General features: G+C 59.0%; 32 protein-coding genes. 16 read left to right on the forward strand and 16 right to left on the reverse strand.

Annotation, left to right across the window (positions count from 1 at the left end; genetic code table 11):
- Nucleotide 1: 1 nt before the first annotated feature.
- Nucleotides 2–1,204: a pyridoxal phosphate-dependent aminotransferase gene (locus Q1A51_RS06350; RefSeq protein ID WP_299598606.1), complete on the reverse strand. Its 1,203-nt coding sequence runs from the start codon at nt 1,202–1,204 to the stop codon at nt 2–4.
- A gap of 92 nt (nt 1,205–1,296) precedes the next feature.
- Between Q1A51_RS06350 and Q1A51_RS06355 the strand changes: the two genes are divergently transcribed.
- The 3 genes from Q1A51_RS06355 (at nt 1,297) to Q1A51_RS06365 (ending at nt 2,555) form a co-directional block, all read left to right on the forward strand.
- A complete protein-coding gene (locus Q1A51_RS06355; protein ID WP_299598603.1) occupies nt 1,297–1,695 on the forward strand; it encodes a helix-turn-helix domain-containing protein in 399 nt (132 codons plus the stop codon).
- On the forward strand, nt 1,688–1,954 hold the full coding sequence (locus tag Q1A51_RS06360) for a succinate dehydrogenase assembly factor 2 (RefSeq protein WP_299598600.1): 267 nt from the start codon (nt 1,688–1,690) through the stop codon (nt 1,952–1,954). The genes Q1A51_RS06355 and Q1A51_RS06360 overlap by 8 nt, the downstream gene beginning before the upstream one ends.
- Before the next feature lie 115 nt (nt 1,955–2,069).
- The gene (locus tag Q1A51_RS06365; RefSeq protein ID WP_299207645.1) at nt 2,070–2,555 is read left to right on the forward strand and encodes a winged helix DNA-binding protein; all 486 of its coding nucleotides are present in this window, start codon (nt 2,070–2,072) and stop codon (nt 2,553–2,555) included.
- On the opposite strand, the gene Q1A51_RS06370 is transcribed toward Q1A51_RS06365, so the two are convergent.
- The 5 genes from Q1A51_RS06370 to Q1A51_RS06390 form a co-directional block, all read right to left on the reverse strand.
- Nucleotides 2,549–3,304: a DUF1194 domain-containing protein gene (locus Q1A51_RS06370; protein WP_299598597.1), complete on the reverse strand. Its 756-nt coding sequence runs from the start codon at nt 3,302–3,304 to the stop codon at nt 2,549–2,551. The two genes, Q1A51_RS06365 and Q1A51_RS06370, sit on opposite strands and share 7 nt — an antisense overlap.
- Nucleotides 3,301–4,029 (reverse strand): DUF1194 domain-containing protein, encoded by a 729-nt coding sequence (locus Q1A51_RS06375; protein WP_299598594.1) that lies wholly within the window; start codon nt 4,027–4,029, stop codon nt 3,301–3,303. Before Q1A51_RS06375 ends, Q1A51_RS06370 begins: the two co-directional genes overlap by 4 nt.
- Nucleotides 3,996–4,424 (reverse strand): VOC family protein, encoded by a 429-nt coding sequence (locus tag Q1A51_RS06380; protein WP_299598590.1) that lies wholly within the window; start codon nt 4,422–4,424, stop codon nt 3,996–3,998. The genes Q1A51_RS06375 and Q1A51_RS06380 overlap by 34 nt, the downstream gene beginning before the upstream one ends.
- A gap of 70 nt (nt 4,425–4,494) precedes the next feature.
- Complete coding sequence (locus Q1A51_RS06385; protein ID WP_299598587.1) at nt 4,495–5,901, reverse strand: hypothetical protein; 1,407 nt, start codon at nt 5,899–5,901, stop codon at nt 4,495–4,497.
- Nucleotides 5,902–5,906: 5 nt separating this feature from the next.
- Nucleotides 5,907–6,860 carry a hypothetical protein gene (locus tag Q1A51_RS06390; protein ID WP_299598584.1) on the reverse strand — a complete coding sequence of 318 codons (954 nt, stop codon included), beginning with the start codon at nt 6,858–6,860 and terminating at the stop codon, nt 5,907–5,909.
- A gap of 207 nt (nt 6,861–7,067) precedes the next feature.
- Here Q1A51_RS06390 and thyX point away from each other — a divergent pair, with 207 nt between their 5' ends.
- From thyX to Q1A51_RS06410, 4 genes are all read left to right on the forward strand, one after another.
- Nucleotides 7,068–7,973 (forward strand): FAD-dependent thymidylate synthase, encoded by a 906-nt coding sequence (gene thyX / locus Q1A51_RS06395; RefSeq protein WP_299598581.1) that lies wholly within the window; start codon nt 7,068–7,070, stop codon nt 7,971–7,973.
- 16 nt (nt 7,974–7,989) lie between these two features.
- Complete coding sequence (locus Q1A51_RS06400; protein ID WP_299598578.1) at nt 7,990–9,051, forward strand: DUF4917 family protein; 1,062 nt, start codon at nt 7,990–7,992, stop codon at nt 9,049–9,051.
- A 479-nt stretch (nt 9,052–9,530) separates the two neighbouring features.
- Nucleotides 9,531–9,851 carry a TraR/DksA C4-type zinc finger protein gene (locus Q1A51_RS06405; RefSeq protein ID WP_299599669.1) on the forward strand — a complete coding sequence of 107 codons (321 nt, stop codon included), beginning with the start codon at nt 9,531–9,533 and terminating at the stop codon, nt 9,849–9,851.
- 64 nt (nt 9,852–9,915) lie between these two features.
- Entirely contained in the window at nt 9,916–10,191 is a 276-nt protein-coding gene (locus Q1A51_RS06410) for a hypothetical protein (protein ID WP_299598575.1), read from the forward strand.
- On the opposite strand, the gene Q1A51_RS06415 is transcribed toward Q1A51_RS06410, so the two are convergent.
- Entirely contained in the window at nt 10,188–10,496 is a 309-nt protein-coding gene (locus Q1A51_RS06415) for a hypothetical protein (protein WP_299598572.1), read from the reverse strand. The two genes, Q1A51_RS06410 and Q1A51_RS06415, sit on opposite strands and share 4 nt — an antisense overlap.
- 99 nt (nt 10,497–10,595) lie before the next feature.
- On the opposite strand from Q1A51_RS06415, the gene Q1A51_RS06420 reads away from it, so the two are divergent.
- Nucleotides 10,596–10,883 (forward strand): hypothetical protein, encoded by a 288-nt coding sequence (locus tag Q1A51_RS06420; protein ID WP_299598569.1) that lies wholly within the window; start codon nt 10,596–10,598, stop codon nt 10,881–10,883.
- A 69-nt stretch (nt 10,884–10,952) separates the two neighbouring features.
- Here the strand turns inward: Q1A51_RS06420 and Q1A51_RS06425 are convergent, their stop codons facing one another.
- A complete protein-coding gene (locus Q1A51_RS06425; RefSeq protein WP_039682550.1) occupies nt 10,953–11,159 on the reverse strand; it encodes a cold-shock protein in 207 nt (68 codons plus the stop codon).
- Between the two features lie 190 nt (nt 11,160–11,349).
- On the opposite strand from Q1A51_RS06425, the gene Q1A51_RS06430 reads away from it, so the two are divergent.
- Complete coding sequence (locus Q1A51_RS06430) at nt 11,350–11,667, forward strand: ArsC/Spx/MgsR family protein (RefSeq protein WP_299598565.1); 318 nt, start codon at nt 11,350–11,352, stop codon at nt 11,665–11,667.
- Here the strand turns inward: Q1A51_RS06430 and Q1A51_RS06435 are convergent.
- From Q1A51_RS06435 to thrS, 5 genes are all read right to left on the reverse strand, one after another.
- Entirely contained in the window at nt 11,664–12,227 is a 564-nt protein-coding gene (locus Q1A51_RS06435) for a DoxX family protein (protein ID WP_299598562.1), read from the reverse strand. The genes Q1A51_RS06430 and Q1A51_RS06435 overlap by 4 nt on opposite strands.
- 4 nt (nt 12,228–12,231) lie before the next feature.
- On the reverse strand, nt 12,232–12,990 hold the full coding sequence (locus Q1A51_RS06440) for a DUF2063 domain-containing protein (protein WP_299598559.1): 759 nt from the start codon (nt 12,988–12,990) through the stop codon (nt 12,232–12,234).
- 4 nt (nt 12,991–12,994) lie between these two features.
- Entirely contained in the window at nt 12,995–13,855 is an 861-nt protein-coding gene (locus tag Q1A51_RS06445) for a DUF692 domain-containing protein (protein ID WP_299598555.1), read from the reverse strand.
- 76 nt (nt 13,856–13,931) lie between these two features.
- On the reverse strand, nt 13,932–14,237 hold the full coding sequence (locus Q1A51_RS06450) for a DUF2282 domain-containing protein (RefSeq protein ID WP_299207321.1): 306 nt from the start codon (nt 14,235–14,237) through the stop codon (nt 13,932–13,934).
- A gap of 191 nt (nt 14,238–14,428) precedes the next feature.
- Nucleotides 14,429–16,387 carry a threonine--tRNA ligase gene (thrS, locus tag Q1A51_RS06455; RefSeq protein ID WP_299598551.1) on the reverse strand — a complete coding sequence of 653 codons (1,959 nt, stop codon included), beginning with the start codon at nt 16,385–16,387 and terminating at the stop codon, nt 14,429–14,431.
- Between the two features lie 270 nt (nt 16,388–16,657).
- Between thrS and Q1A51_RS06460 the strand changes: the two genes are divergently transcribed.
- Nucleotides 16,658–16,870: a hypothetical protein gene (locus tag Q1A51_RS06460; RefSeq protein WP_299598548.1), complete on the forward strand. Its 213-nt coding sequence runs from the start codon at nt 16,658–16,660 to the stop codon at nt 16,868–16,870.
- Here Q1A51_RS06460 and Q1A51_RS06465 read toward each other — a convergent pair.
- The 3 genes from Q1A51_RS06465 to Q1A51_RS06475 all read right to left on the reverse strand — a co-directional run bounded on the left by Q1A51_RS06465 (nt 16,855) and on the right by Q1A51_RS06475 (nt 18,711).
- Nucleotides 16,855–17,436 (reverse strand): GNAT family N-acetyltransferase, encoded by a 582-nt coding sequence (locus tag Q1A51_RS06465; protein ID WP_299671208.1) that lies wholly within the window; start codon nt 17,434–17,436, stop codon nt 16,855–16,857. The two genes, Q1A51_RS06460 and Q1A51_RS06465, sit on opposite strands and share 16 nt — an antisense overlap.
- A gap of 81 nt (nt 17,437–17,517) precedes the next feature.
- Nucleotides 17,518–17,934 carry an MAPEG family protein gene (locus tag Q1A51_RS06470; protein WP_299598539.1) on the reverse strand — a complete coding sequence of 139 codons (417 nt, stop codon included), beginning with the start codon at nt 17,932–17,934 and terminating at the stop codon, nt 17,518–17,520.
- Nucleotides 17,935–17,937: 3 nt separating this feature from the next.
- Nucleotides 17,938–18,711, reverse strand: a complete 774-nt coding sequence (locus Q1A51_RS06475) for a helix-turn-helix domain-containing protein (RefSeq protein WP_299598536.1) — start codon at nt 18,709–18,711, stop codon at nt 17,938–17,940.
- A 122-nt stretch (nt 18,712–18,833) separates the two neighbouring features.
- Between Q1A51_RS06475 and Q1A51_RS06480 the strand changes: the two genes are divergently transcribed.
- The 6 genes from Q1A51_RS06480 (at nt 18,834) to Q1A51_RS06505 (ending at nt 23,865) form a co-directional block, all read left to right on the forward strand.
- The gene (locus Q1A51_RS06480) at nt 18,834–19,583 is read left to right on the forward strand and encodes an alpha/beta hydrolase (RefSeq protein ID WP_299598533.1); all 750 of its coding nucleotides are present in this window, start codon (nt 18,834–18,836) and stop codon (nt 19,581–19,583) included.
- Nucleotides 19,580–20,560 carry an alpha/beta fold hydrolase gene (locus tag Q1A51_RS06485; RefSeq protein ID WP_299598530.1) on the forward strand — a complete coding sequence of 327 codons (981 nt, stop codon included), beginning with the start codon at nt 19,580–19,582 and terminating at the stop codon, nt 20,558–20,560. The genes Q1A51_RS06480 and Q1A51_RS06485 overlap by 4 nt, the downstream gene beginning before the upstream one ends.
- Nucleotide 20,561: 1 nt before the next feature.
- On the forward strand, nt 20,562–20,990 hold the full coding sequence (locus Q1A51_RS06490; RefSeq protein ID WP_299598528.1) for a VOC family protein: 429 nt from the start codon (nt 20,562–20,564) through the stop codon (nt 20,988–20,990).
- An 18-nt stretch (nt 20,991–21,008) separates the two neighbouring features.
- A complete protein-coding gene (locus Q1A51_RS06495) occupies nt 21,009–21,623 on the forward strand; it encodes a hypothetical protein (protein WP_299599667.1) in 615 nt (204 codons plus the stop codon).
- Nucleotides 21,624–21,745: 122 nt separating this feature from the next.
- Nucleotides 21,746–22,816 (forward strand): transporter substrate-binding domain-containing protein, encoded by a 1,071-nt coding sequence (locus Q1A51_RS06500; protein WP_299598526.1) that lies wholly within the window; start codon nt 21,746–21,748, stop codon nt 22,814–22,816.
- Nucleotides 22,816–23,865, forward strand: coding sequence for a transporter substrate-binding domain-containing protein (locus Q1A51_RS06505; protein WP_299598523.1), 1,050 nt, complete (start codon nt 22,816–22,818; stop codon nt 23,863–23,865). Before Q1A51_RS06500 ends, Q1A51_RS06505 begins: the two co-directional genes overlap by 1 nt.
- Nucleotides 23,866–23,893 lie beyond the last annotated feature (28 nt).

Below are 23,893 nucleotides of genomic sequence, written 5' to 3' on the forward strand. Positions count from 1 at the left end.
GTTATCTCAGCCCCGCACAGAAGGTCTGGATGCGGGTGCAGGCCTCTTTCAGGGCCTCGTCCGACGTAGCGTAGCTGACGCGGAAGTTTGGCGATAGCCCAAAGGCGGCACCAAACACGACCGCAACGCCGGTCTCTTCTAGCAGCGCTGTGCAAAACGCCTCGTCATCGACAATCTTCGCGCCTGCGGCCGATGTCTTGCCGATGCAGCCCGCGATGGACGGATAGACATAGAACGCACCGTCCGGAACCGGACAGGCGATGCCCTCTGCGGCGTTCAGCATCTCGACCACCAGATCCCGACGGCGCTTGAACACGTCGTTGTTGGGCGCAATGAACTCTTGCGTGCCGTTCAGGGCCTCGACTGCGGCGTATTGGCTGACCGAACAGGGGTTCGACGTGGATTGCGACTGCACCTTGCGCATCGCCTTGATCAGCTCTTCGGGTCCCGCGGCATAACCGATGCGCCAGCCGGTCATGGCATAGGCTTTGCTGACCCCGTTGACGGTCAGAGTGCGGTCATAGAGGCGCGGTTCGATCTGGGCTGGGGTCGTGAACTCGAAGTCGTCATAGACAAGGTGTTCGTACATGTCGTCCGTCATCACCCAGACATGGGGGTGACGCATCAGCACGTCGGTGATCTCTTTCAACTCCTCACGGGTATAGCCCGCACCGGTCGGGTTAGAGGGCGAGTTGAAAATCAGCCACTTTGTCTTGTCGGTGATGGCGGATTCCAGCTGATCGGCGGTCAGCTTGAACCCGGTCTGAAGCGATGCCTCGGCGATGACCGGCGTGCCACCTGCCAACAGAACCATGTCTGGGTAGCTGACCCAGTAAGGGGCAGGGATTACCACCTCATCGCCCTCGTTCAGCGTCGCCATCAGCGCGTTATACAGGATCTGTTTGCCACCCGTACCAACGGTCACTTGTGCCGAGCTATAGTCCAAACCATTGTCGCGCTTGAATTTTTCGACAATCGCCTGCTTCAGCTCTGGAATGCCGTCAACCGGAGTATACTTCGTCTTGCCAAGCGCGATGGCCACCACGGCCGCATCCTTGATGTTCTGCGGCGTGTCAAAATCCGGCTCACCAGCACCAAGGCCGATGATATCCTTGCCCTGCGCTTTCAGCGCAGCCACCTGGCCTGTCAGGGCGACAGTCGGGGACGGTTTAACGCGGTCGAGTGTCGCGGAAAGGAATGTCATGTTGGCCTCGGGGCGTTAGGAGGTTATCGAGACCCTCATAGGCGGCGTACCCCGCGCGATCAAGCGCCAGCGCCGAGAAGGAGAGCAATCCCATGGACGATCAGCAGGACTGGTACAGCGCCGAAGCGGCAACATTCGGTGACCGAGTGGCCGGCGCACGCGAGCAGGCCGGCATGACCCAAAAGCAGCTTGCCAAGCGTCTTGGCGTGCGGCTGGCGACACTGCGTGCTTGGGAAGACGATCTGAGTGAGCCGCGCGCCAACCGTCTGTCGATGATGGCGGGCTTGCTGAATGTTTCGATGATGTGGCTGATCAATGGCGAAGGCGAAGGCCTCGATGCGCCCGTGGTCGAAGAGCCGCTGACCGCCGATATGCGTGATCTTCTGACCGAGGTGCGCGACATGCGTTCGGACATGCTGGCGCGCGCCGAACAACTGGGTCGGCTTGAGAAAAAGCTGCGCGTCGCGATGCAGACCCCAACCGATGTCTGACGAGCCGCGTGAACATCGCTTGAAGCGGCTGCACATGCGATCGATGCGCCGCGGGATCAAGGAAATGGACCTGATCCTGTCAACCTATGCCGGGCGCCATCTGGCGGGTATGACGGATGCCGAACTGGACGTGTATGACACCCTGCTGAACGAGAACGATCAGGATCTGTATCGGTGGGTGACCGGGCAAGAGGCTGCGCCAACACATCTCGCTGATCTGGTCGGTGCGGTGTCACGCACGTTTCAGCCCGAAAAATAAGGGCCCCGGCGCATTTAACTGAATATTTCCGAATCAACCGCATCTTCTGGCCAGAGCAGATGATGTCGGAGAAAAACGGATGAGCATTCAGGACCCTATCGGCCAGGTCCCAGGCATGGCCGACAAAACGGCTTCCAACGCAGGCTTCATGGTGGGTTACCTTGAGGCGCTATCGCTGGTCGAACGGCTGCACCGTTTGCTGCTTGATGTGATCAAGGACGAATTCGAACGGGTCGGTGTGCTCGAAATCAACGCGGTCCAAGCGCTGCTGCTGTTCAATATCGGCGACAACGAGGTGACAGCAGGCGAATTGAAAAGCCGCGGTTATTACCAGGGCTCGAATGTCAGCTACAACCTCAAGAAGCTGGTCGAAATGGGCTACATGCACCACCAGCGGTGCGAGATTGACCGCCGGTCTGTCCGGGTGCGCCTGACAGAAAAGGGGCGCAAGATCCGGGACGTGGTGAACGAACTGTTCCTGCGCCATGCAGATGGCCTGCAATCCAAGGGCGTGCTTGGCCCCGAAGGGATTATTGATATCACCGCGTCGCTCAAGCGCATGGAACGGTATTGGACAGACCAGATCCGCTATATCTATTGATCGTCTTGGCCCGGAATACCGGGCCCTGACGGTGGGGACGCTGCCCCAAGGATCAGCGTTTCCAGTTCCCGTTCCAGCTTGCGGGCCATGGCAGCGGCGTAATCCTCGAAACCCAGCGCGGTTTCGACGAAGCTGTCCGATCCGACAATCACATTGTTCTGGAAGTAGGTGGAAAGCGCTGAGATTTCGCCTTGCTGCACATCGCCCATGCCCGGCGCATCCACCCCGATCACCAGGGCATTGATGGTAATGCCTGTATCTTCCAATTCAGGTTTCACATCCACGGGGCGGATACCAAGGTTCGACTTGCCATCCCCCGACAAGTCCAACGTACGCTTCCAGCAGTCCGGACGTTCCGCCAGATGCGCCGCGCCCTCGCGCATGGCCAGACCAAGCGCCGTGCCGGGGCTGGCCTGTCGCCGCTCGGTCGCCCGCAACTGACCGATCACAGCATTCAGAACTGCCGTATTGTCAATCGCTGTCCAGGGCAGGATCACTTCCGGGTCTTCCGGCCCACTCCATTCATAGACCAGCAGATGCACAGGCGCGGACGGCACCTGCAACAGGGCCTGGCGCACCTTGCTGCTGTCCAGAGCAGCCGCCAACCCATCCATCTGCAAACGATACTCCAGGGCATCGACCGATCCCGACACATCCAGCCCCAACGCCAGTGCCTGACGACAGGCCGTCTCGGCCCCGGCACTTGTTGCGGCCATGCACGCGGCCCAGATAAGTGCCGCGCGGATCATCCGTCGCTGCGGTGCAGGTCAAGCACACCGATCACGGGCGGCGTCAGCTCGCGCTCAAGTTTCCGGCGCATCGCACGCTCGTAGTCCTCAAAGCCCTGCGCCACCTCCAGAAAGGCACCGGGGCCACGCAACACCTCACGCTTGTAGAACTCGATCAACATGGTCTCCGATGTAAATTCGGCTGCATTCACAACCAAACCATTCACCGTCACTTCGTCAAAGGCAAACTCGCGATAGGCAAGTTGGGGGCCAAAGCCTTCGTTGTTCTGCCCGTCTCCGGCCATATCAATGGTGCGGTACAGGCAGGACGGCGCACGCCCCAGCATCTCGGCCCCGAAACCAAGAGCATAGCCCATCGCCGTAGGGAACTCGTTGTGGGACCGCTTGCTCGCGGCGACGGTTTCGGCAGCGCTCAGCAGCGCCGAGGGACTGTCGATCAGGGTCCAGTCCAGCACAACCTCCTGATTGTACCGCCCCGACCATTCGTACACGGCCAGTGCCACGGGCGCATCAACGGCAAAGAAAGCTGCGCGCACCTCGGGGGCCGTCAGGGCAGCCACCAGGCCACCCCGCTGCAACTGGTCCTCGGTCGCGTCGACGGATGATGACACATCAAGGGCCAACAGCAACGCCAGCCGACACGCCGCCGCGGGGGATGCGGCGACGCAGATGGCCAAAACGGCCGAAATTCTTACCAATGGCCTGTGTTTTCCATGCTGGCCCATGGCTCGGCCGGGGGTAGGGGATCGCCGGCCTGCAACAGCTCGACCGACACGTTGTCAGGCGACCGGACAAAGGCCATGTGCCCATCGCGCGGCGGCCGGTTGATGGTCACACCATTGTCCATCAGGTGCTGGCACGTCTCGTAGATATTATCGACGCGGTAGGCGAGGTGTCCGAAATGACGACTGTCATCGGGCAAGCCTTTATCGCCATCCCAGTTGTGGGTCAACTCGACAGGGCATTCCGGCTGTTCGGGTGGGGCCATGAAGATCAGCGAAAACCGACCGCCTTTGCTGTCATGGCGCCGCGTCTCCTCAAGGCCCAACAGTTTGTAAAATGCCATCGAGGCGTCCAGGTCTTTCACCCGGACCATTGTATGCAGATAGGTCAGTGCCATGTGCGGGGTCTCCGTCAGGGGTTGGTGTCGCGCCTAACCTAGCATACGGCCCAAAAGGGGCCAGAGCCTCTCAGAACTTTGATTGGATACCCAGGGTGATTGTGGTTTCGTCGGTCTCGAACCGGTTCACATTGGACGCCTTGCGGCCCGTACGAATGCGCAGATTGGGGGCAAAGCCCGCGAAGTCGTAATCGGCAAAGAAAAAGGAAACGTCGCCGTAAAGGCTTTCGTCTTGGCGCCCCGGTATCAAACCATTTGAAACGAAGAACTCATCATAGTCTGTATAGCCAAGGGTCAGACCGGTCGAAATCTGAACCGGACCAAGTTGTTTGCCAAAGACGTAATTGGCGCGAAGACTCGCAGTCGTGGAGTTACCGTTTACGAAGTCCGAGCTTTGCTCCTGGGCCCTCAGGCCTACACTCAGTTTGTCACCGCCTCGTAGATTGTGGCTGATCGTGCCGCCAATGGACAGGATATTGGCGTCTCTGGCGTCACTGATGACCCCAAACCGTCTTTCGAACCCACTGTGTAGCCGCAAGTGAGTTGCCTCGGACAGCTTCAGACCCCGGGAAACCGTAAGCTTCGTCGAATCGTAAATCCGCGTGTCGTTCGCCCACTTTGCCCCAAGTGTCGCACCCACGCTCACCGAGTTGCCGGGCGCGCCTAGAGCAAACGTATGTTCTAGACCGACGTCTGCATAGGTCTCGTCGAAGTTTGAATTTGTCAGCGGTGTGTCCCGGCGACTTGCCGCGTCCTCCTGCAATTCCCGTTCTGATTCTGCAGACAGTTTGACCCGTCTGACATACAGGCGTCCTGACGCTGTCGTTCTGCTTTTCTGGCTCTGGGCCAGGCGATAACGCAATTGGACGTCAAGTGTTCCAACAGTGCCATCAAGGGCACGTGAACCCGCTTGAATGCCCGAGCCTGTCGGAATGCCATTGTTGACTTCCAGCACATTGTCGGTTCCGCCGTTCACATTGTTCGACGGGGCCACCGACAGATTGATGTTGAACCGCAGCGGATTGGCCCCGCGCACTCTGGAATAGTCGCGCGAAAGCACCTCGTCCTGTCTGGGCGTTTCGGCATGCGTCGCGGCCAGTCGCAACCAGATCTGCGATGCCGTTGGACGTTCCTGCTGAAAGGCGATACTCGCAGCCGTGCGGGCCGCGCCAAATTTTTGCGCGGACGTTTCACTGTGTTTGTAGGACAGGCGGGCCGCTGAACGAGCCTCCTTGGGGTCATTCAGTCGCGAATGCGCAGCGGCCAACACGCCATAGGCGTAGGCATCCTCGGGATCCGCACGCACAAGCACTGCGGCTACATCTCGCGCCAGATCGAAGCGGCCCGCGTAAAGCGCTTGGCGCGCAAGAACGCGCGCCTGTTCCATGGTAAGCGTCTGACTGTCTTGGGTTTCGGGGGCCGTCAGCCCCACCGACGCCCACAGCGACAGCGCAGTTGCAAAAAGCGCTCGTTTCATTGGCCTTATGGCTGCAGAGCGTTTACACAGATCGGATCAGTGTTCCCCGCGACACACAAGTCGAGGACAAAAACGCCGTGCTCGATTTCACCCTCAAAGCTGTCGGTGAAGTCGGTGACGCGAGTGCCGCCGGCGACAAATTCACCCGATGGCCCACCAATTACACCGGCAAAATCACCGATGTCGCTTGCGTCGCTGATCGGGAAATCCGGGTCGCTTTCATCTTGCTCAATGTTGCCGCTGAACGTGCCATCGTCGGTCAAAGTGCCATCGACTAAGACGAGGTCCGGTAGATCAATGTCGCCGCCAGCGGTGGTTGCAAGCCGATTGTAAATCTCCCCCTCAACCGACAGGTCGTTCAGGTCAACGTTCACAAACATCAACCCGCGGATATACGCAGTCTGGCTGGGTGTATCCACGCTCGGGTCCACACCGGGCGTCGGGAGTAGGTCAGTAACAGGACCCGCCCCATTCAGACCAGCGGCGTAGTTGCCATAATAGGTAACGTCAAAGCGGCTTTCCGGTGCCGTAGGGGCCACGTATGCGCCGGTACGTTCAAAGAACGAACCGCCAAAGAAGGTGTTGAACTGCGGCCCGGTCATAACCACGCCTGCCTGAACACCATCCCGGCTGGCGACAAAAGCCGTTGCGTGGCGGCCCAGCGGGTCATTCTGACCTGTAAAGGTCTCATATCCATCCACAAAGCTCGTCGCGACGCGTGTGTATTCGTTCACCACGGGCGTACCGTCTTGGGACAGACCGGTGACGGTCAGCGTATTTGTCGCTGCGTTGAAATTAATAGAGCCCAGATCGCCAGCGATGGCGTCAGGAACGCCAGTGTCGGTTGGCGGATCGGTTGGCGTGCCGCCACCTCCGTCCGTATCACTCTCTTCTCGAGGGCCATTGCCACATGCCGCCACCAGAGCGGTCAGTGCGCACACTGCTACTATCCGTTTCATGCCTGAAAACCTTTGCGGTCTATGTCCTGCCTCTTTTGTGGCAAGAAAGCGCCGTAACCCCCCAGAAGTCAACGGTTTCGTGGTCGTACTGATTCGCACCGCCCGTGAACCGTTGCCAAAAAACGACCCCGATCTAGCGGTTCTCATCAGCCAATCCACAATATAAGGTGTAGGCCTGATAGATTCTGTGGATAAAGGACGCGCCCCATGCCGCTCAGCCCCGAACAGCTTGCCGAAATCGAAGAGCTGCGCAGCCACACGCAGCCCACGCTCCGTGCCACCGTCCCGGGGATGGAGGCGCATCTCTACAAAGCCCAGCCTGTGCTCGACCACGGCTTTGTCCGCGTCATCGACTACATGGGCGACGACAGCGCCATCTGCCAGGCCGCACGCGTCAGCTATGGCAAGGGCACCAAATCCGTCCAGAATGACGAAGGGCTGATCCGCTACCTCATGCGCCACTGGCACTCGACGCCCTTCGAGATGTGCGAGATCAAGCTGCACGTCAAACTGCCCGTCTTCGTCGCCCGCCAGTGGATCCGCCACCGCACGGCCAACGTGAACGAATACTCGGCCCGCTACTCGATCCTCGACCGCGAATTCTACATCCCCGAACCCGACGCGCTTGCCGCCCAATCGGTCGTCAACAACCAGGGCAGGGGCGAGATGCTGCAGGGCCAAGAAGCCGCCCGCGTCCTCGAAATCCTCAAGGCCGACAGCACCCGCGCCTATGACAATTACGAGGCGATGATCAGTCAGGAGGGGCAGTCCGGCCTCGCCCGCGAACTCGCCCGCATGAACCTGCCCGCGAACATCTATACCCAATGGTATTGGAAAGTGGACCTGCACAACCTGTTCCATTTCCTGCGGCTGCGGGCGGATGCGCACGCGCAATACGAAATCCGCGTTTATGCGGATGCGATCTGCGAGATGGTCAAGGATTGGGTGCCTGCGGCGTATAAAGCTTTCGAGGACTATCGCATGGGTGGTGCAACATTAAGCGCTACAGCTCTTGCGTGTATTCAGAGAATGTTGAAAGGTGAAGAGGTAACGCAGGAGAATTCCGGCATGTCCAAGGGGGAATGGCGGGAGTTTTGTTCTGTAATTGATTAGTAGTAAAGGTTGAGTAATGAGTAGATTGTTGACTTTTGAGGAAGCGCTCGATGCGAGCGAAGGCCATCCACGCCACTTACTTCTGGGAAATGGTTTTAGTATCGCGTGCAAACCGAAGATTTTCACCTATGGTTCACTGTACAGCAAAGCGGACTTTAGCCAAAACCCAAAGCTGCCAGAAGTATTTAAGAAACTTGAAACACAGGACTTCGAGCTTGTAATCAATGCTCTTGAGCGCTCCAGTCGTCTAATACCCATTTACGACGAAGACTCCATCACCGCGTCACAAGAAATGCAGGCAGACGCCAAAGCTCTCAAGAAAATTCTCATTTCTACCGTTACAAAAAATCATCCAGATGGTCCTTTTGACATTAGCGAAGAGGAATACTTTGCTTGTCGTCAATTTTTAGCGAACTTCATTGGTACAGATAAAGGAAAGGTTTTTACGCTTAACTATGATCTTCTGTTGTATTGGACAGTAATGCATACTGAGTTCTCAGATGGCGACTATGTTGAACTCATTGCGCGTGATGGATTTGGTGATGACGACCCAGATGTCAAAGAAGACTATGTGGTTTGGCAAAGTGAGGCAGGATCGCGTGCTCGGGCGTCGATTTATTACTTGCACGGCGCCCTCCATCTATTTGACGATGGTTCTCAATTAAAAAAGTTTACATGGGTGCGTACAGACAAGAGATTGAAAGACCAATCCTGGCAGGCAATAGAGCAGGGCGCTTTACCATTATTTGTTGCTGAAGGCACTTCAGAATCAAAGAAAAATAAGATTATGCATAGTGGTTATCTGCATCAAGCATATCGAGCCTTCAAAAGTGCCGTAACGCAAACTCGCGCTTCGTTTTTTGTTCACGGGCATTCGTTGGCGGAAAGCGATGATCACTTCTTGAGGCTTCTGGGAGCGGGAAAGTATCCAAGACTCTTTGTCGGACTACACGGGGATCCCAGCTCGAGTTCCAATCAAGCAATCGTCAAAAAAGCCCGGGCGATCGCGGATATGAGAAATCGACCTCCTCTGGAGGTGGCGTTTTATGATACTGGTACGGCTGCCGTTTGGGGTTAGACGAACAGGCTTTTTTCTCGGCGGTGAACCGAATTCTTCGGTTCAGGATGAACATGTAACAGCGCGGAATCAACGCCAAAGGCCGCCGTGCCAGCGCCGACCCCGGGGCTCCGCCCGTGATGGCCTCAAACGATCCCCCGGATCGTTTGTCACTGCGTGAATCGGCAATCACCCCACTCGGGCCGGCGCTACATGACCACCAACGCACCGCCCCACCAAACTTACTCACACCACAACCATAAACCGCGCCGTATCACCGGTGCTGCGCCAACCCGCGGTCCGGCGCTGCCGCGGCTCAGCGCCTAATTGAAACGCGCCCCGGGGCTCCGCCCGTTCGCAACTCAAACGATCCCCCGGATCGTTTGCCGGGCATTGCCCGGACCGGTGCTCACCCCGCCGAAACCTCGACCAATTGCGCCGCGCATCGCCTCACCGGGGACGGCCTTGCGCCATGGACCCTCCAAAGCCTACGCTCCCCCATGGACCCGCGCACCCAACTCCACGCCCGCCTCGGAACCCTCGATGCCGAGGATGCAGCAGGCGCACACGCCCAGGCCACCGTGGAACTTGATCAGCAAGCCGTGGGCCGTCTCTCCCGCATGGACGCCCTCCAGAACCAGGCCATGGCGCAGGCCCAGGCCCGGATGCGCAATGCCGAACGCCAGCGCATCCACGCTGCCCTCAAGCGGCTCGATGACGATGAATATGGCTATTGCACTGATTGTGGTGAGCCCGTCGAAGCTAAACGCCTGATGGCGGACCCGACCATTCCCCGCTGTCTCGATTGCACGCGCGGTTAGAAGCGGTTTATCCACAGCGCGTCATAAAACTGTCACATGGCCTGAAAGCTGCTATCTTTGGGATATGTGGAAATTCATCCCTTTTCTCCTGCTCGGTACACCCCTCGCGGCCAACCCGATAGCCGAGGTGATCTGCGCCCCCACCAACCAGATGCAAGCCAGGCTGAAACAGCAATTCGGCACTACGCGCACCGCAACCGGCATGCGCAGTCCCGAAGAGATGATGGAGGTGTGGACGGACAGCCGTGGCGACTGGACCATGGTGGTGCGGTATGCCAGCGGCACGTCCTGCATCGTGGCCATGGGCGAACACTGGTCCGAGGTGAAAAACCCGGCCTAGGGTGCAGCACGATCCCTCAATTGGGCCACCAGCGCGCCGTTGTCCTCTTCCCACATTTTCCATGCCCGATACCCTTCGATCTGCGCCCGGGGTCCGGTGAGGTCACCTGCAAAATGCGCCTTAACCGCATGGTAATGGCTCATGCAGCGTGCCCATTCGGTGGGCGACGGGAATTGCGTCTCGGCCGACACTTGGCACGCGTAGTAGAGGGACAGCAGCCGCATCAATTCGGTCATCGGGATACCCGCAGGTTGTAGTGACTGTTGCCAGCCTAGCCACAAACCGGCAAATTCCGAGTAAATCATGCGTGCGGTGGTGTGATCCGCAAAAAAACTGGACTTGTGATCAGCCAAACGGCATCGTTTGCATAGATTTCGTGGTGTGTTGAAGGAACGAGGGAAGATATGCCATTCACCAAAGTGATGACAGCCGCTGCGGCCTTTGTGCTTCTCGGGGCAGGGGCGGCTCTGGCGCAGGATCAAGCCGGCCCCAAGATTTACGCCTTTCACAGCCAGCACAATTACTGCCCAACCGGTCTGCAACCCGTGACAATCGATGGCACCATCTGCTGTGGCCGTCCAAATCAGGACATCAGCTACCAACAGGCACTGGCCCACGCAGCGGCCAAGAAACGGCATCGCGTCCGTCAAAGCAGCTGCCCGGTTGGCACCAAGGGCTGCACGTTCAACTGATCACCGCGTACATCAATGCAAGCGGCGCAGGATAGGCTCGTGCGCCGCTTTGTCGTGTGTATCAGGGGGTCAGAGCAGTTTCAGCTCGCCAGCCATCTGGCGCCCATCCCTGCCTTCCAGCAGTTCGAAACTGACTTTTTGGTTGTCGGCCAGCCCGGTAAGCCCGGACCGTTCGACGGCTGAAATATGTACAAAAACGTCTTTGCCGCCCTCATCCGGAGCAATAAATCCGTAGCCTTTCGTGGTGTTGAACCACTTCACGGTGCCAGTTGGCATGTTCCCGTGCCTCCTTTACCTTGCAGTCTCCCCCAAACGCGGAACATCGTGCCAGGGGCCGTCATCGCGCCAGCAATATCCAGACGCTGCCGCCACTTAATGAGATTGCACTTATGGCGCGAAATTCAAGGTTGAGGGGTGTAATCCGCGCGGGTTGCCGCTTAATTCAACGCAAAGGGCAGAGGTGGATATGGAAATATACGGATTGAAAACATGCGACACCTGTCGCAAGGTGATCAAGGCGCTTCCAGAGGCGCGTTTTGTGGACGTGCGGGCCGATGGCGTACCGACCGATGTGATGGCTGCGGCCTTCGCCACGTTTGGCGACAAGTTGGTGAATACGCGGTCCACCACATGGCGCGGTCTGTCGGATGCTGAACGCCAGGGTACGCCGCAAGACTTGCTTGGAGCACACCCTACATTGATGAAACGGCCGTTGGTCGCTGATGGCGACACTCTGCACCTTGGATGGACCAAAGATGTGCAGGCGGCGCTCGGCGTGGCCTAGGCTTCGGCAAGCGCAGGTTTCGGGGCAAGGGCGCGGTCAAAGGACAGCGGCCCGGCCCCCTTGACCACCAGCACCAGCAGCAGGAACACCCACAATGAACGCTGGTCCATGATCAGGCTGTTTGATGGCGCATCGAACCACGCCCCCAAAACCAGCCCGTCGCCCCATTTGTCATGGCCATTCAGGTCGGTCAGCGATTGCACCACGATGAAGCCAATCATCCCAAGCGACGCGAGGCGCGTCAGCAAACCCGCGATGATCAGCAAGGGCAATACGAATTCTGCAACCGTGCCTGCCGTGACCACAGCCCAGTGATACAGGCTCAGCTGGGTCACGTCGTAGCCCACATTCTCCATTACCTTGGGAAAGATCTGTGCATAGGCGCCCAGCGAAGGCTGGAAGATGCCAAAGATCCCGTCGCCCAGTTTTGTCATCCCGGAGACCCAGAAATACACAGCAAGCACTGCGGCAAACAGGAAACGGGCCAACGTCGGCAGCAACCAGTCAGCGCGTTCAAGCGGGCCAAAGATCGCAGTATGTAGACGGGAAAGGGCGGTCATTGGGTCATTCCTTTGGGGTGATCATGTCAGTAAGGGCGTTGTGCTGGATCAGAAGGGTCAGCAGCGGGCCAAGGTCGAATTCGGGGTCCATTTCCGTGGCCGCATCTACGGCCTCTTCCAATGTGGTATTTGCACGGATGGCACTCAGCCATGCGAATTGCGCGTCCGAGATAGCATGGCGTTCCGGGTCGAATTCCGTGCGGGTCACCAATACAGACTGGGCAATCCCGCGCGGCTTCTGTGCGCCGTCTTCCATATTGTAGCGCCAGATATCAAGGATCGGCCAGCGGGACGACAACACCTGCACGGCTGGGGCCAGCCTAAGGCGGGTGCGCATCAAGACATCGGGGGCGATTGCCCCCAGTCGGGCCGCGTCCAGCGGTGTACTGTCCGCCGCGTGATAGGATTGGCGCACCGCCAACTCCAATCTTGCGACATCCGAAAGATACCCGATATGGGCCAGCGGCTCGAACCTGTCGAGAAACGCAGGCAACACATCTCCATAGTACATCATCAGCGGGGACGCAGGCGGATGTGCACGCGCAAACAGACGGGCCAGCTGGTCAAAATTCTGATCGCCCACCAGCTTCACCAGAACCGGAAAACCAGTGCGCATTGCATCGATCAGGGCGACCGTCACGTTGTTGCGATACACCGAAAAGCGGCGGGTCGTTGGGCGCCCATCTCCGTCAGTCAGGCCATCTGGCACCGGACGGTCCGGATCAAGGATGGCCGCGCGAAAGTCGGTTTGCGAGGATGCCATGGCGCTACCCGGCGTTGATCGTGGCCAGCGCGGCCGCGGCACGGTCGGCTTCGGCGCGCAGGATGGGCCATTCTGGCACGTCATTGTCCCATTCAACAAGAACAGGGGCAGGACCCGTGCCTGACAGTGCATGATCCAGCAGGGCCCAAACAGGCTCTGCGGCCTCGCGCCCATGACTGTCGATCAACAGTGGCGCGCCATGATCATCCTCGTCTTCGTCATGGCCGCCAATATGGATTTCGCCGGCAGCTGACAGGGGATAGGCATCCAGATATGACTGCGGCGTGTAACCCAGATTGGTGGCCGAGATGAACACGTTGTTCACATCCAGCAGCAGGCCACAGCCTGTGCGGCGCACCAGTTCAGCAAGGAAATCCGTCTCGGACCACGTGCTTTCGGCAAAGGCAAGATAGCTCGACGGATTCTCAAGCAGCATCCGGCGGCCCAGTGCCTCTTGCACCTCGTCGATGTGATCCGCAACGCGGGTCAGGGTCGCGTCGGTATAGGGCAGGGGCAGCAGGTCATCCAGAAACTCGGCACCATGGGTGGACCACGCCAGATGCTCGGAAAAGCTGGCGGGTTCCAGCCAGCCGACAAGATGTTTCAAACGGGCAAGGTGATCCGGATCAAGGCGGCCTTCGCCACCGATCGACAGACCCACGCCATGCACAGAGATAGCAAAGTCATCACGTAGTGCGCGCAATTGAGCATGTGGGCGTCCACCGTCGCCCATGTAGTTTTCTGCGTGCACTTCGAGCCACTTGACGGGGCCGGGGGCGGTGCGCAGTTCGGTGAAATGCTGGGCTTTGTAGCCAACGCCGGGGGCGGATGGCAGGCGAGGCGGTGTCAATGTCGCATCCAGCATGTCTGAGCCTCCAGAACGTCGTTGGAAACAGATGCGCCGGACCTGTTTAGGTCCGGCGAAGGCGTGTGACGTCGCCTTATGCGGGCAGGTCGCGGCTGAGTTCTTCCAGCGAACCTTGACGCGGTGTGCCGTCGGCCAGTGCGGGCAGCTCGATTTCGGCACATGTGCCTGCGTCAACAAGTGTCCAGGCGTTGCCCTGGTAATCTACAGTCGACGTGCCGGCGCAGGTGGTTCCAGCGCCTGCGGCACAGTCATTTTCGCCAGCCAGCGAAATGCCATAGCATTTCTCTTTGCCTGCAGCGGATGCAGTGGTTGTGGAATGTGCGGTCATTGCGGCAGCAACTGCGCCAACAATCGCAACGGATTTCATCGTCTTCGACATCTTCAACGTCCCTTTCGGATATCGGTTACAGTACGGTCGTGAGCCTTACATAGGTCGGCTTGGATGGAAGTTACCACTCACGAGCCGGTGTGTCACAGAGCCGTTATCACTTGTTAGAAAAAGGGCCGAAATCCACGCAGATTTCGGCCCAATTGTTGCAATGCGGTGTGCAGATGTTGCAGACGCAGGTGTCAGCGCATGTCCGGTGGCGTGGCATCGACGCCAAGTTGCGCCGCAACCTCTGCCAAAGGATGCACACTTGTCCGCTTCTCGCCTAGGCGTCTGACGGACACGGTCTTTTCCTCGACCTCGCGCGCACCGACAGCAAGAATGACCGGCACCTTGCCGACAGAGTGTTCGCGGACCTTGTAGTTGATCTTTTCGTTGCGAATATCGGCTTCGGCCCGCACGCCCGCCGCGCGCAAGGTCTCGACAACCTCTGCCACGTAATCGTCCGCCTCAGACGTGATCGACGCAACGACGACTTGGCGCGGGGCCAGCCAGAAGGGCAGCTTGCCCGCGTGTTCCTCAATCATGATGCCCACGAACCGTTCGAAGGATCCAAGGCAGGCGCGGTGCAGCATATAGGGGCGCTGCTTGCTGCCATCGGCGGCGATATAGGTGGCTCCTAGTCGCTCGGGCAAGTTCGGGTCGACCTGGAACGTGCCGCACTGCCAGACCCGTCCGATGGCGTCAGTAAGGTAGAAATCCAGCTTGGGGCCATAAAAAGCCCCGTCACCCGGCTCCGGCGTAAACTCGCGACCGGTCGCCTTGATCGCACCTTCAAGCGCGCCTTCGACGTGATCCCAGCTTTCATCGCTGCCAACGCGCTTTTCGGGGCGTGTGGCGAATTTGATCTCGAACTTCTCGAAACCCAGATCGGCATAGACCTCGGCGAGGTAATTGATGAACTTGGCGCATTCATCTTCGATCTGATCTTCGGTGCAGAAGATGTGGCCATCATCCTGCGTGAAACCGCGCACGCGCATGATGCCATGCAGCGCACCCGAAGGTTCATAGCGTGAACATGATCCGAATTCGGCCAACCGCAGCGGCAGGTCGCGATAGGATTTGAGACCTTGATTAAACACCTGCACATGGCAGGGGCAGTTCATCGGCTTGAGCGCGTTGACCGCCTTTTCCTTGGCATGTTCCTCTTCGACCTCGACGATAAACATGTGCTCTTGGTACTTGTCCCAGTGCCCCGAAGCTTCCCAGAGCTTGCGGTCAACGACTTGGGGCGTGTTGATCTCTCTATAGCCACCTGCGCGTTGTTTGCGGCGCATGTAGTCCTGCAACTCGGTATAGATCGTCCAGCCGTTTGGGTGCCAGAAAACCTGGCCGGGGGCTTCTTCCTGCATGTGGAACAGGTCCATCTCGCGGCCCAGCTTGCGGTGATCGCGCTTGGCGGCTTCCTCCAGCATGTTCAGATGGGCACGCAGCTTTTCCTTGCCGGTAAAGGCCACGCCATAGATGCGCTGCAACATCGCACGGTCGGAATCCCCGCGCCAATAGGCACCTGCGATGGACATCAGCTTGAATGCATCACCCGGCACCTGACCGGTGTGCTGCAAGTGCGGCCCGCGACACAGGTCCTGCCAGTCGCCATGCCAGTACATGCGCAGCGGTTCATCACCCGGAATGCTCTCGATCAGCTCGACCTTGTAGGGCTCGCCCCGGTCCTCGTAATACTTGATCGCCACATCGCGGTCCCAAACCTCGGTGGTGACGAGATCGCGCTTGTTGATGATCTCCTTCATCTTCTTCTCGATGAGGCCGAGGTCATCCGGGGTAAACGGCTCTTCCCGGTCAAAATCGTAGTACCAGCCGTTCTCGATCACTGGCCCGATGGTGACCTTGGTGTCGGGCCAGATTTCCTGCACGGCACGTGCCATGATGTGCGCCAGATCGTGGCGGACCAGCTCATTGGCCTGCGCTTCATCCTGCATGGTGTGGATGGCGACCTGTGCATCGGCATCAATGGGCCATTGCAAGTCCCAGTGCTGACCATCGACGGTCGCACTGATGGCTTTCTTGGACAGGCTCTTGGAAATACTCTCGGCCACGGCGGCAGGGGTTACGCCCGCGTCATAGGCGCGCGCATTGCCATCGGGAAAGGTAAGGGAAATCTGGTGCTGATCTTTGGCCATATCGGCATCCTCGTCAGTTTGGCGCCCACGGAACGCCCGGTTGCTAGGTTATGTCATAAGGCGATGTGACAGGGTGGGCCGATGTCGTCAAGGTTCATGGCGCAAGCGCCGCCACATTTTGAGGCGCCATTTGTCCGGCATACAAAGGCATGCCGAGAAAACGACAAAAAACTGTCGATTTGCGACGGTTTGCACTGGACGCGCGGACGCGAATCCTTAATTACAAGGGTGTTCACTATCGGAAACTTCTGATCGCGAGAGGAACGCGCAGTGCCCAAGTACAACAAGACGTTTGAGTTGTCCGTTGAAGACCTGGACCTGATCGAGGATGCGTTGCGCGCGTCCAAAAACGCTTCTATCAATGACGACCTTGCCGAAAAGGCCGCCAATGACAACGTCCGCCAGATCCATGATCTGTTGGGGCGGTTGCACAATCAAAAGACATTCTACCGCCCCGCCAAAGGGCCTTATGTCGGCGGCTGATCCAGCCGCAGGCTGAAACGTGGGCCTGTGCCACTGCGGCGCAGGAACCCCTCGCGTTCATAGAAGCGTCCGGCCTTGCGATTGTCGGGATGCGTGCCCACGGTCATGAAACTGCAATCTTGCTCTCGCGCTTCTGCCTGACAGGCGCGCACAAGCGCTGCGCCGACACCGTTGCCCCGTGCATCTCGGCAAACAAACAGGTGGTGCATGTCCATTCCGCGCACGCCGAATTGCAATTGCGCCATGGGCAAAAGAGCGGCATAACCCAATAATTGCGATCCGCCATCGGCCACCAGAACTGTGGCCCATGGGTGTGGTCCCAGCGCATCGCGGGCCAAGCGTTCCGCGTCAATATCCGGCACATCGTCGTGGCACGTGGCCAAGCCGTTGATCATGGTCACGACCTCCGGCACGTCGTCCTCGGTCATCTTTCGTATGGTGATGGGCATCTCTGCCTCCTTCCTTTCAAACGCGCCGCGTTCGGGAAGGCAGGGGAAAAGCCGCTCGAACGCGGCTTTGGGTGGGCTAAGCAGGCACACCAAAAGCACGCAGGGAATGCGTGCCATAGTAATACTGATGTGCAATGCGGTTGATCATGGGGGCACTGAAACCGGCAAATCCGCGCCCGTCAAGGGCGCGGACCGGCATTAAGCGGCAAAAAATGCCCAGGCCATCACTAGGCAACACAGCCAGCCGCCGGTAAAGATCAGCGGTCGGGCCGGGAAACCGGCCGTTCCGGTGATGTATCCCACCGCATGGGCCACGCGCAGCAGCAGGAATGCCACGCTTGTCCACACTGTCAGGGCGGTGAAGCCGTCAACCCGATCTAGCAGAAGCACCAGGATGGCAAAGGGAACCGATTGCTCAAGCAGGTTCAGATGAGCTCGGTACGCACGGCGGACCCAGGGGCGGTGTACATTCGGATCCGGTGGGATGATGAAGCCATCGGGCGCATCTGCCGGGATTGACCCTTCGGGCGCTGTATTGACCCCGATGATGTACGGAATCCACAGGGACGCTGCCATCACGGCCAGCACGCCCAGGATGATAAGCTCGGTTGCCATCTCCTACGCCTCCGCCGCGTCCATGGGGCCGATATGGGCATCCTCGCCTGTCTCAAGCCAGGTTTTCAGGCCAGCCGCCCAGCGCACCCATCCATCCGCGACACCCTCGCCGGGCACGGCAGGTACACCCAGATCATAATGCTCGATGGTCAGACGGATGAACTCCCCTTCGTTCCGCAGCAGATAGATGACGCGGCTGGCGGGAATGTCTGCGGTGGGGTCCCAATGCGGCTCGAATGTCCATTCCTGGCGGCTTTTCGGGTCGGATGACAGCAGCCGGTTGGTCAGCATGGGCGATCCATCGGGAAGGTGCATGGTGATCGCATCACCGTTGCGTGTCGCCTTGCTGCAGATGAAGTGGTAATGCGGGATCGCATCTTCATCCAGCAGCACATCCCACAAACGGTCCTGCGTGGTCTTGATATACGTCTCCATCACGAAATCGGGTTTCGACATCTCGGGGTCTCCTTCGTCTTCAAGCTGATATTTGAGGTCGAGTACCGCTCGGGCCGCAGGTTTGACCCGATAGGGGTCGATCCAGCGGTCAATCGCTTCCTGCAGGGGCAGGGCGTTGAGGTAGTGGTGCTTGAAGCGCCCCACCTTTTTCGTGGTGATCAGTCCAGCCTCTTCCAGAACACCCAGATGCTTCATGACACCGAACCGGGTCATGTCGAGCAGCCCCTGCAAATCCTGCAGGGTCTGACCGTCGCGGTCGCGCAGGCTGTCCAGCAGCGTGCGGCGGGCGGGGTCTGACAAGGCTTTGAACAGATCATCCATGGGAGTCCTATATGTGATTATTTAGTCACGTGACAAGATGGTCACGTATAAAAATCCCCCAGCGTCAGGATGGACAGATGCGGCGTGCTTGCAGATGATCCGCCAAACGAAGAGGAGGGGACATGAGCGGACCAGACTATCTCGACACGCCACAAGGGCGGCGGCTCGCCTATCATCGGAGCGAAGGAACGGGGCCATGGGTCGTGTTCCTTGGCGGACTGAAATCCGACATGGAAGGGACCAAGGCCATCCACCTCGAAGCCTGGTGCCGTGCCCAGGGCCGCGCGTTCCTGCGGTTCGACTATTCCGGTCACGGGATCAGCTCCGGCACCTTCGAAGAGGGGTGTATTGGCGACTGGGCCGAAGACACTGCTTACGCCATGCACACCCTGACCGACGGCAAGTTGATCGTGGTGGGCAGTTCCATGGGCGGCTGGCAATCGTTACTTTTTGCCCGCACGCACCCGGATCGGGTGGCGGGGCTGGTGACCATTGCCGCCGCCCCCGACTTCACCGAAGATGGCTATTGGGCCTCCTTCACCGACGCGCAAAAAGCAACGCTGGAAGCCGAAGGCCAGATCGCTATGCCGTCGGATTACATGGAGCCTTACATCATCACCAAGCGCCTGATCGAAGACGGGCTTAACAACCTCGTTTTGCGCGACCCGCTGCCGCTGCCGTTCCCCGTGCGCTGCCTCCAGGGCACCGCCGACACCGCCGTCTCCACCGAAACCGCTGTCCGCCTTCTGAACCATGCCGACAGCCCCGACATGCGGCTGAACCTGGTCAAAGGCGCCGATCACCGCTTTTCCGACGGTCCCTGCCTCGGCCTGATCGAAGACGCCATCACTGACATTCTGGAGAGCGCATGAAAACCTTCGGCAAGGCGCTCGGCCGCATCCTCCTCATCCTCGTCCTGCTGATCGCGGGCCTCTGGCTTTTCGGCCCCTACGAAAAGGCGCCGCTGACCCCCACGATCACCGAGATAGGTGAGGACCTCGACGCACATTTCGCAACTGTCGAAAGCCGGTTCGACGATATCACCCCCGGCACGAAAAAGCGGATCGTCTGGGCCGGTGACGCAGGCGCTCAAACCGACTGGTCCATTCTCTATATCCACGGCTTCTCCGCCACCTCCGAAGAAATCCGCCCCGTCCCCGACCGCATCGCTGAAACTCTTGGCGCAAACCTGATCTACACACGGCTTCAAGGCCACGGACGCAGCAGCGACGCGCTTGCCGAAGGAACGGTCCAAGGCTGGGTCAACGATCTCGCCGAAGGGCTGACCGCCGCGCGCGCCGCTGGGACCAAGGTACTGATCCTCTCCACCTCCACCGGGGCCACACTCGTCACCGCCACGGCCCAAGACGCAGACCTCATGGAAAACGTTGCGGGCATCATCCTCGTTTCACCCAATTACGGGCTCAGCAACCCGCTCGCCAAACTGCTCAGCTGGCCCGCTGCCCGCTATTGGCTGCCGCCACTGGCCGGAGACCGGCGCAGCTTCAAACCCCGAAGCGAAGAACATGGGCTATACTGGACAACCGAGTATCCAAGCGTCGCCGTCATGCCGATGGCGGCCCTGATTGACGCGGTCGCTGACATGGATCACAGTACCCAAACGATCCCGGCGCTCTTCTGGTACGCGCAAGCCGACGAAGTCGTCCGCCCGGACCTGACAGCCCAAGTCGTACAGGCATGGGGCGCCCCCACCCACATAGTCAACCCGACCATGGGTGCGCAGGACGACCCGCAATCCCACGTCATCTCGGGCAACATCATGTCTCCCGGCCAGACAGACGCGACAGTTCAGGGTATGCTCGACTGGATTGCCACGCTGGAGAACTGACATGGACCAACGCGTCTCGCTCATCACGCTCGGTGCCCGCGACATGGACAAGCTGGCGGCGTTCTACGAGGCGCTGGGCTGGCAACGGGTCGACAGCCCCGATGGGGTCATCGCCTTTGACCTGATCGGGCAGACGCTTGGGCTCTACCCGCTTCAGGCCCTCGCGGACGAGATCGGACTGCCCATCGATCAACTGGGGCGCGGGGCCATAACCCTCGCGCACAATGTCCCGGACAAGTCCGATGTCGCTCCGCTCCTTGCGCAGGCCGCGGCCGCTGGGGCCAACATCCTGAAACCGGCCCAGGACGTGTTCTGGGGTGGGCATCACGGCTACTTTGCCGACCCCGAAGGAAACATTTGGGAAGTCGCCCACAACCCGTTCTCCCCGCTTGGGCCAAACGGCGAATTCCAATGGAACGGGGCAGCTTGAATGCGCCGCCCCGGCAGCATGTGGAGCCTTGAAAACCTTGGCCGCGTGCGACTGTCCAAGCACTTCTACATGCGCGACTTCCTCTATTCGGAAATCGGCAACTACCACGAAATCCAGAACCTTCCGCGCGACCCGGACCTCGCCATCGCCAATGGAAAGCAGCTCTGCACCCAACTGCTCGACCCGCTCGAAGAAACCTTTGGCAGGCTTGCCATACGCTCCGGCTACCGCTCGCCTGAACTCAACCGGTACGGCAATGAAAACAGGCTGAACTGCGCCCGTAACGACAATCCCATTGAATGCCACATCTGGGATTGGGGGCAGCGGGATGCGGCTATCGCGGGCACATCACTCGCGATCCCATGGTTCACCGACCAATACGAACAGGGGCGTGACTGGCGCGATCTGGCATGGTGGGTTCACGACCATTTGCCCTATTCCGGCATGTGGTTCTTTCCAAAACTCTGCGCCTTCAACCTTGATTGGCGCCCAACACCACACCGCATGATTGGCAGCTATATCGCGCCCAAGGGTCTGCTCCTGCGCCGCGGGGACGACCCCGCCGAGCCGTTGGAGCAAAGACAGCGTCGCTATGCCGATTTCCCACCATTTCGCGGAATCGCCTACCCTTGATGCAGTGGGTGCGATGCAATATGTGTCAACCTGTATACTTTACACCAATATCTGGTTTGTGAGTTGACGTAGCCCAGCAAAATAAGGGATTTTGCGCCCCAATACACCTGGGGGGACAGGCAATGAAACGATTCTTGGGAGCGGCGGCGCTGGCATTGGCTGCGTCGGCCACGACGGCTGCGGCACAGGCATGCGGCGGCGTCTACACGGTAGAACGGGGCGACAGCCTGTCCGTGATCGCTGACCAGCAATACAAAAACGCGACCAAGTGGACAGAGGTGCACCGCAATAACCTGTCTGTCATTGGAGAGAACCCCAATGCCCTACTGGTCGGAATGGAGTTGCGCCTGGGCTGTATCGACGGTCTGCCGGTCGGACTGCCCGGCGCGACGACAACCACTGCACCCGTCATACAGACGGCGACGACAGCCCCCACACGGCGCAAACTCGAACAGTCGATCAATATCGTAACGGCAGGTGACTTTGCCCCTTTCACCGACCAAGCCCTTGAAAACGAAGGGCTCATTACGGATGTCGTCCACACGGCGATGCGCAGCTCGCAATCGAATGACAACTACCGTGTGCATTGGGTCAACGACTGGTCATCGCACCTCGATCCGCTGATGACCAACGCCATGATGGACATGGCTTTTCCCTGGTACAAACCCGATTGCGCAGGCTCCCCGGACAATTACCGCTGTACGAATTTCCACTTCTCGGACCCGATGTTCGAGATGCTGATCCTGCTCTTTGTGGACAAAACCCGGCCCATCCCCTTTGCGCAGGACAGCGATATCGAGGGGCGCACACTTTGCCGTCCGGCAGGGTATTTCACCCATGATCTCGACCGCGCTGACCGGCGTTGGATCACCGATGGCAAAATCACTTTGAAGCAGCCTCAGACCGTGAAGGGATGCTTTGATATGCTGGTCGCAGGTGAGGTGGACGCCGTTGCGATGAACGAATTCACGGGCCGCGCCGCGATCAAGGATCTGGGCCTAAAGGATCAGGTCGAAGTGGTGCAGGGCCGCCCGGTGTCTATCGAAGGGTTGCACGTCCTTGTCCACAAGGATCACCCCAATGCAGACGCGCTCTTGTCGACCATCAACGGTGGGCTGGATGCGATCAAGCTTTCCGGCGAATACCAGCAGGTGATTGACCGGCATATGTCAAAGATCTGGGCTGATTTCTGATGTTGCGTCGTCTCGTTCTCTCGACGGCTGCGTGCCTCGGGTTTGGCTCGGCGGCCATGGCATGCCAGCCTTCTCTGGTCGTGGCGCCGGGTGATACGCTGTTTTCGATTGCCGAAGAGCAGCTTGGCGATCTGTCACGCTGGTCGCTGATCTTCTACAACAACCCGGACATTCAGGGGGGCAGCCTGCTGGACCTGCCTGCGGGCACCGTGTTGTCCATTCCGTGCCCGGATGTGGTTGCACAACCCCAAGCACCAACACCGACAGTGCAGGCGGACCCCAAACCCTTGCAGCAAGAGGTCGAAGCCGAGATCAAGCTGGTTACCGCCTCGAACTATGCGCCATTCACCGATCTGGATTGGCCGGGGCAGGGGATGCTGACCGAATTGGTCAACGCTGCGTTTGAAACCACGCCGAACCCGCTGACTTATTCCATCGAATGGGAAAATGACTGGTCCAAGCATCTCTTTCCAATGCTCGACAGCAAGGAGTTTGACATGGGGTTCCCGTGGTTCAAACCGGACTGCGCGGGCAATCCGTCAAACGAACGCTGCGCCAATTTCCATTTCTCCGAACCGCTTGTCGATCTGGTCATCCTGCTGTTTGCTCGAGCCGAGGACCGGTTCACGTTTGCGCAGGACACGGACTTGCACGGGAAAACCCTGTGTCGGCCTGCCGGGTATTTTACCCATGATCTGGATCGCGCCGACCGGCGTTGGCTGAGCGATGGGTTGGTCACGCTGGCGCAACCCGCCACACCTGACGATTGCTTCAAGATGCTTGTGGCGGGTGACGTGGACGCCGTGGCCTTGAATGAATTTCTTGGCGTGCAAAAGATGTTCGAGATGGGGCTGACGGACAAGGTGGCACCTTTGTCCCGGCCCGTGTCGATCGAGGGGTTGCATGTGTTGATTTCCAAGAAGCACTGGCGGGGAACAGCGCATCTTTATCGCTTCAACGCAGGGCTGGCGAAACTCAAGCAAAGCGACCGCTACAACGAGATTGTCAGCCGACACCTTGCGCTCTTTTGGGATCAGATCAAGAGTTGATCGACCGGCAGGGCTTGCCGCCGCCCGC

It is taken from the genome of uncultured Tateyamaria sp. (genome assembly GCF_947496075.1).
Lineage (GTDB): Bacteria > Pseudomonadota > Alphaproteobacteria > Rhodobacterales > Rhodobacteraceae > Tateyamaria.

Bases quoted from the DNA above. Each gene is read 5' to 3' on its own strand.
- Q1A51_RS06355 (WP_299598603.1), top strand. From the start codon at position 1,297: ATGGACGATCAGCAGGACTGGTACAGCGCCGAAGCGGCAACATTCGGT.
- thrS (WP_299598551.1), bottom strand. From the start codon at position 16,387: ATGGCCAAAGATCAGCACCAGATTTCCCTTACCTTTCCCGATGGCAAT.
- Q1A51_RS06470 (WP_299598539.1), bottom strand. From the start codon at position 17,934: ATGGCAACCGAGCTTATCATCCTGGGCGTGCTGGCCGTGATGGCAGCG.
- Q1A51_RS06495 (WP_299599667.1), top strand. From the start codon at position 21,009: ATGTGGAGCCTTGAAAACCTTGGCCGCGTGCGACTGTCCAAGCACTTC.
- Q1A51_RS06375 (WP_299598594.1), bottom strand. From the start codon at position 4,029: ATGGGCCAGCATGGAAAACACAGGCCATTGGTAAGAATTTCGGCCGTT.
- Q1A51_RS06370 (WP_299598597.1), bottom strand. From the start codon at position 3,304: ATGATCCGCGCGGCACTTATCTGGGCCGCGTGCATGGCCGCAACAAGT.
- Q1A51_RS06425 (WP_039682550.1), bottom strand. From the start codon at position 11,159: ATGCCAACTGGCACCGTGAAGTGGTTCAACACCACGAAAGGCTACGGA.
- Q1A51_RS06410 (WP_299598575.1), top strand. From the start codon at position 9,916: ATGTGGAAATTCATCCCTTTTCTCCTGCTCGGTACACCCCTCGCGGCC.
- Q1A51_RS06360 (WP_299598600.1), top strand. From the start codon at position 1,688: ATGTCTGACGAGCCGCGTGAACATCGCTTGAAGCGGCTGCACATGCGA.
- Q1A51_RS06385 (WP_299598587.1), bottom strand. From the start codon at position 5,901: ATGAAACGAGCGCTTTTTGCAACTGCGCTGTCGCTGTGGGCGTCGGTG.
- thyX (WP_299598581.1), top strand. From the start codon at position 7,068: ATGCCGCTCAGCCCCGAACAGCTTGCCGAAATCGAAGAGCTGCGCAGC.
- Q1A51_RS06440 (WP_299598559.1), bottom strand. From the start codon at position 12,990: ATGGCATCCTCGCAAACCGACTTTCGCGCGGCCATCCTTGATCCGGAC.
- Q1A51_RS06365 (WP_299207645.1), top strand. From the start codon at position 2,070: ATGGCCGACAAAACGGCTTCCAACGCAGGCTTCATGGTGGGTTACCTT.
- Q1A51_RS06390 (WP_299598584.1), bottom strand. From the start codon at position 6,860: ATGAAACGGATAGTAGCAGTGTGCGCACTGACCGCTCTGGTGGCGGCA.
- Q1A51_RS06400 (WP_299598578.1), top strand. From the start codon at position 7,990: ATGAGTAGATTGTTGACTTTTGAGGAAGCGCTCGATGCGAGCGAAGGC.
- Q1A51_RS06485 (WP_299598530.1), top strand. From the start codon at position 19,580: ATGAAAACCTTCGGCAAGGCGCTCGGCCGCATCCTCCTCATCCTCGTC.
- Q1A51_RS06465 (WP_299671208.1), bottom strand. From the start codon at position 17,436: ATGGCACGCATTCCCTGCGTGCTTTTGGTGTGCCTGCTTAGCCCACCC.
- Q1A51_RS06480 (WP_299598533.1), top strand. From the start codon at position 18,834: ATGAGCGGACCAGACTATCTCGACACGCCACAAGGGCGGCGGCTCGCC.
- Q1A51_RS06405 (WP_299599669.1), top strand. From the start codon at position 9,531: ATGGACCCGCGCACCCAACTCCACGCCCGCCTCGGAACCCTCGATGCC.
- Q1A51_RS06415 (WP_299598572.1), bottom strand. From the start codon at position 10,496: ATGATTTACTCGGAATTTGCCGGTTTGTGGCTAGGCTGGCAACAGTCA.
- Q1A51_RS06505 (WP_299598523.1), top strand. From the start codon at position 22,816: ATGTTGCGTCGTCTCGTTCTCTCGACGGCTGCGTGCCTCGGGTTTGGC.
- Q1A51_RS06490 (WP_299598528.1), top strand. From the start codon at position 20,562: ATGGACCAACGCGTCTCGCTCATCACGCTCGGTGCCCGCGACATGGAC.
- Q1A51_RS06445 (WP_299598555.1), bottom strand. From the start codon at position 13,855: ATGCTGGATGCGACATTGACACCGCCTCGCCTGCCATCCGCCCCCGGC.
- Q1A51_RS06380 (WP_299598590.1), bottom strand. From the start codon at position 4,424: ATGGCACTGACCTATCTGCATACAATGGTCCGGGTGAAAGACCTGGAC.
- Q1A51_RS06475 (WP_299598536.1), bottom strand. From the start codon at position 18,711: ATGGATGATCTGTTCAAAGCCTTGTCAGACCCCGCCCGCCGCACGCTG.
- Q1A51_RS06420 (WP_299598569.1), top strand. From the start codon at position 10,596: ATGCCATTCACCAAAGTGATGACAGCCGCTGCGGCCTTTGTGCTTCTC.
- Q1A51_RS06350 (WP_299598606.1), bottom strand. From the start codon at position 1,204: ATGACATTCCTTTCCGCGACACTCGACCGCGTTAAACCGTCCCCGACT.
- Q1A51_RS06500 (WP_299598526.1), top strand. From the start codon at position 21,746: ATGAAACGATTCTTGGGAGCGGCGGCGCTGGCATTGGCTGCGTCGGCC.
- Q1A51_RS06430 (WP_299598565.1), top strand. From the start codon at position 11,350: ATGGAAATATACGGATTGAAAACATGCGACACCTGTCGCAAGGTGATC.
- Q1A51_RS06435 (WP_299598562.1), bottom strand. From the start codon at position 12,227: ATGACCGCCCTTTCCCGTCTACATACTGCGATCTTTGGCCCGCTTGAA.
- Q1A51_RS06450 (WP_299207321.1), bottom strand. From the start codon at position 14,237: ATGTCGAAGACGATGAAATCCGTTGCGATTGTTGGCGCAGTTGCTGCC.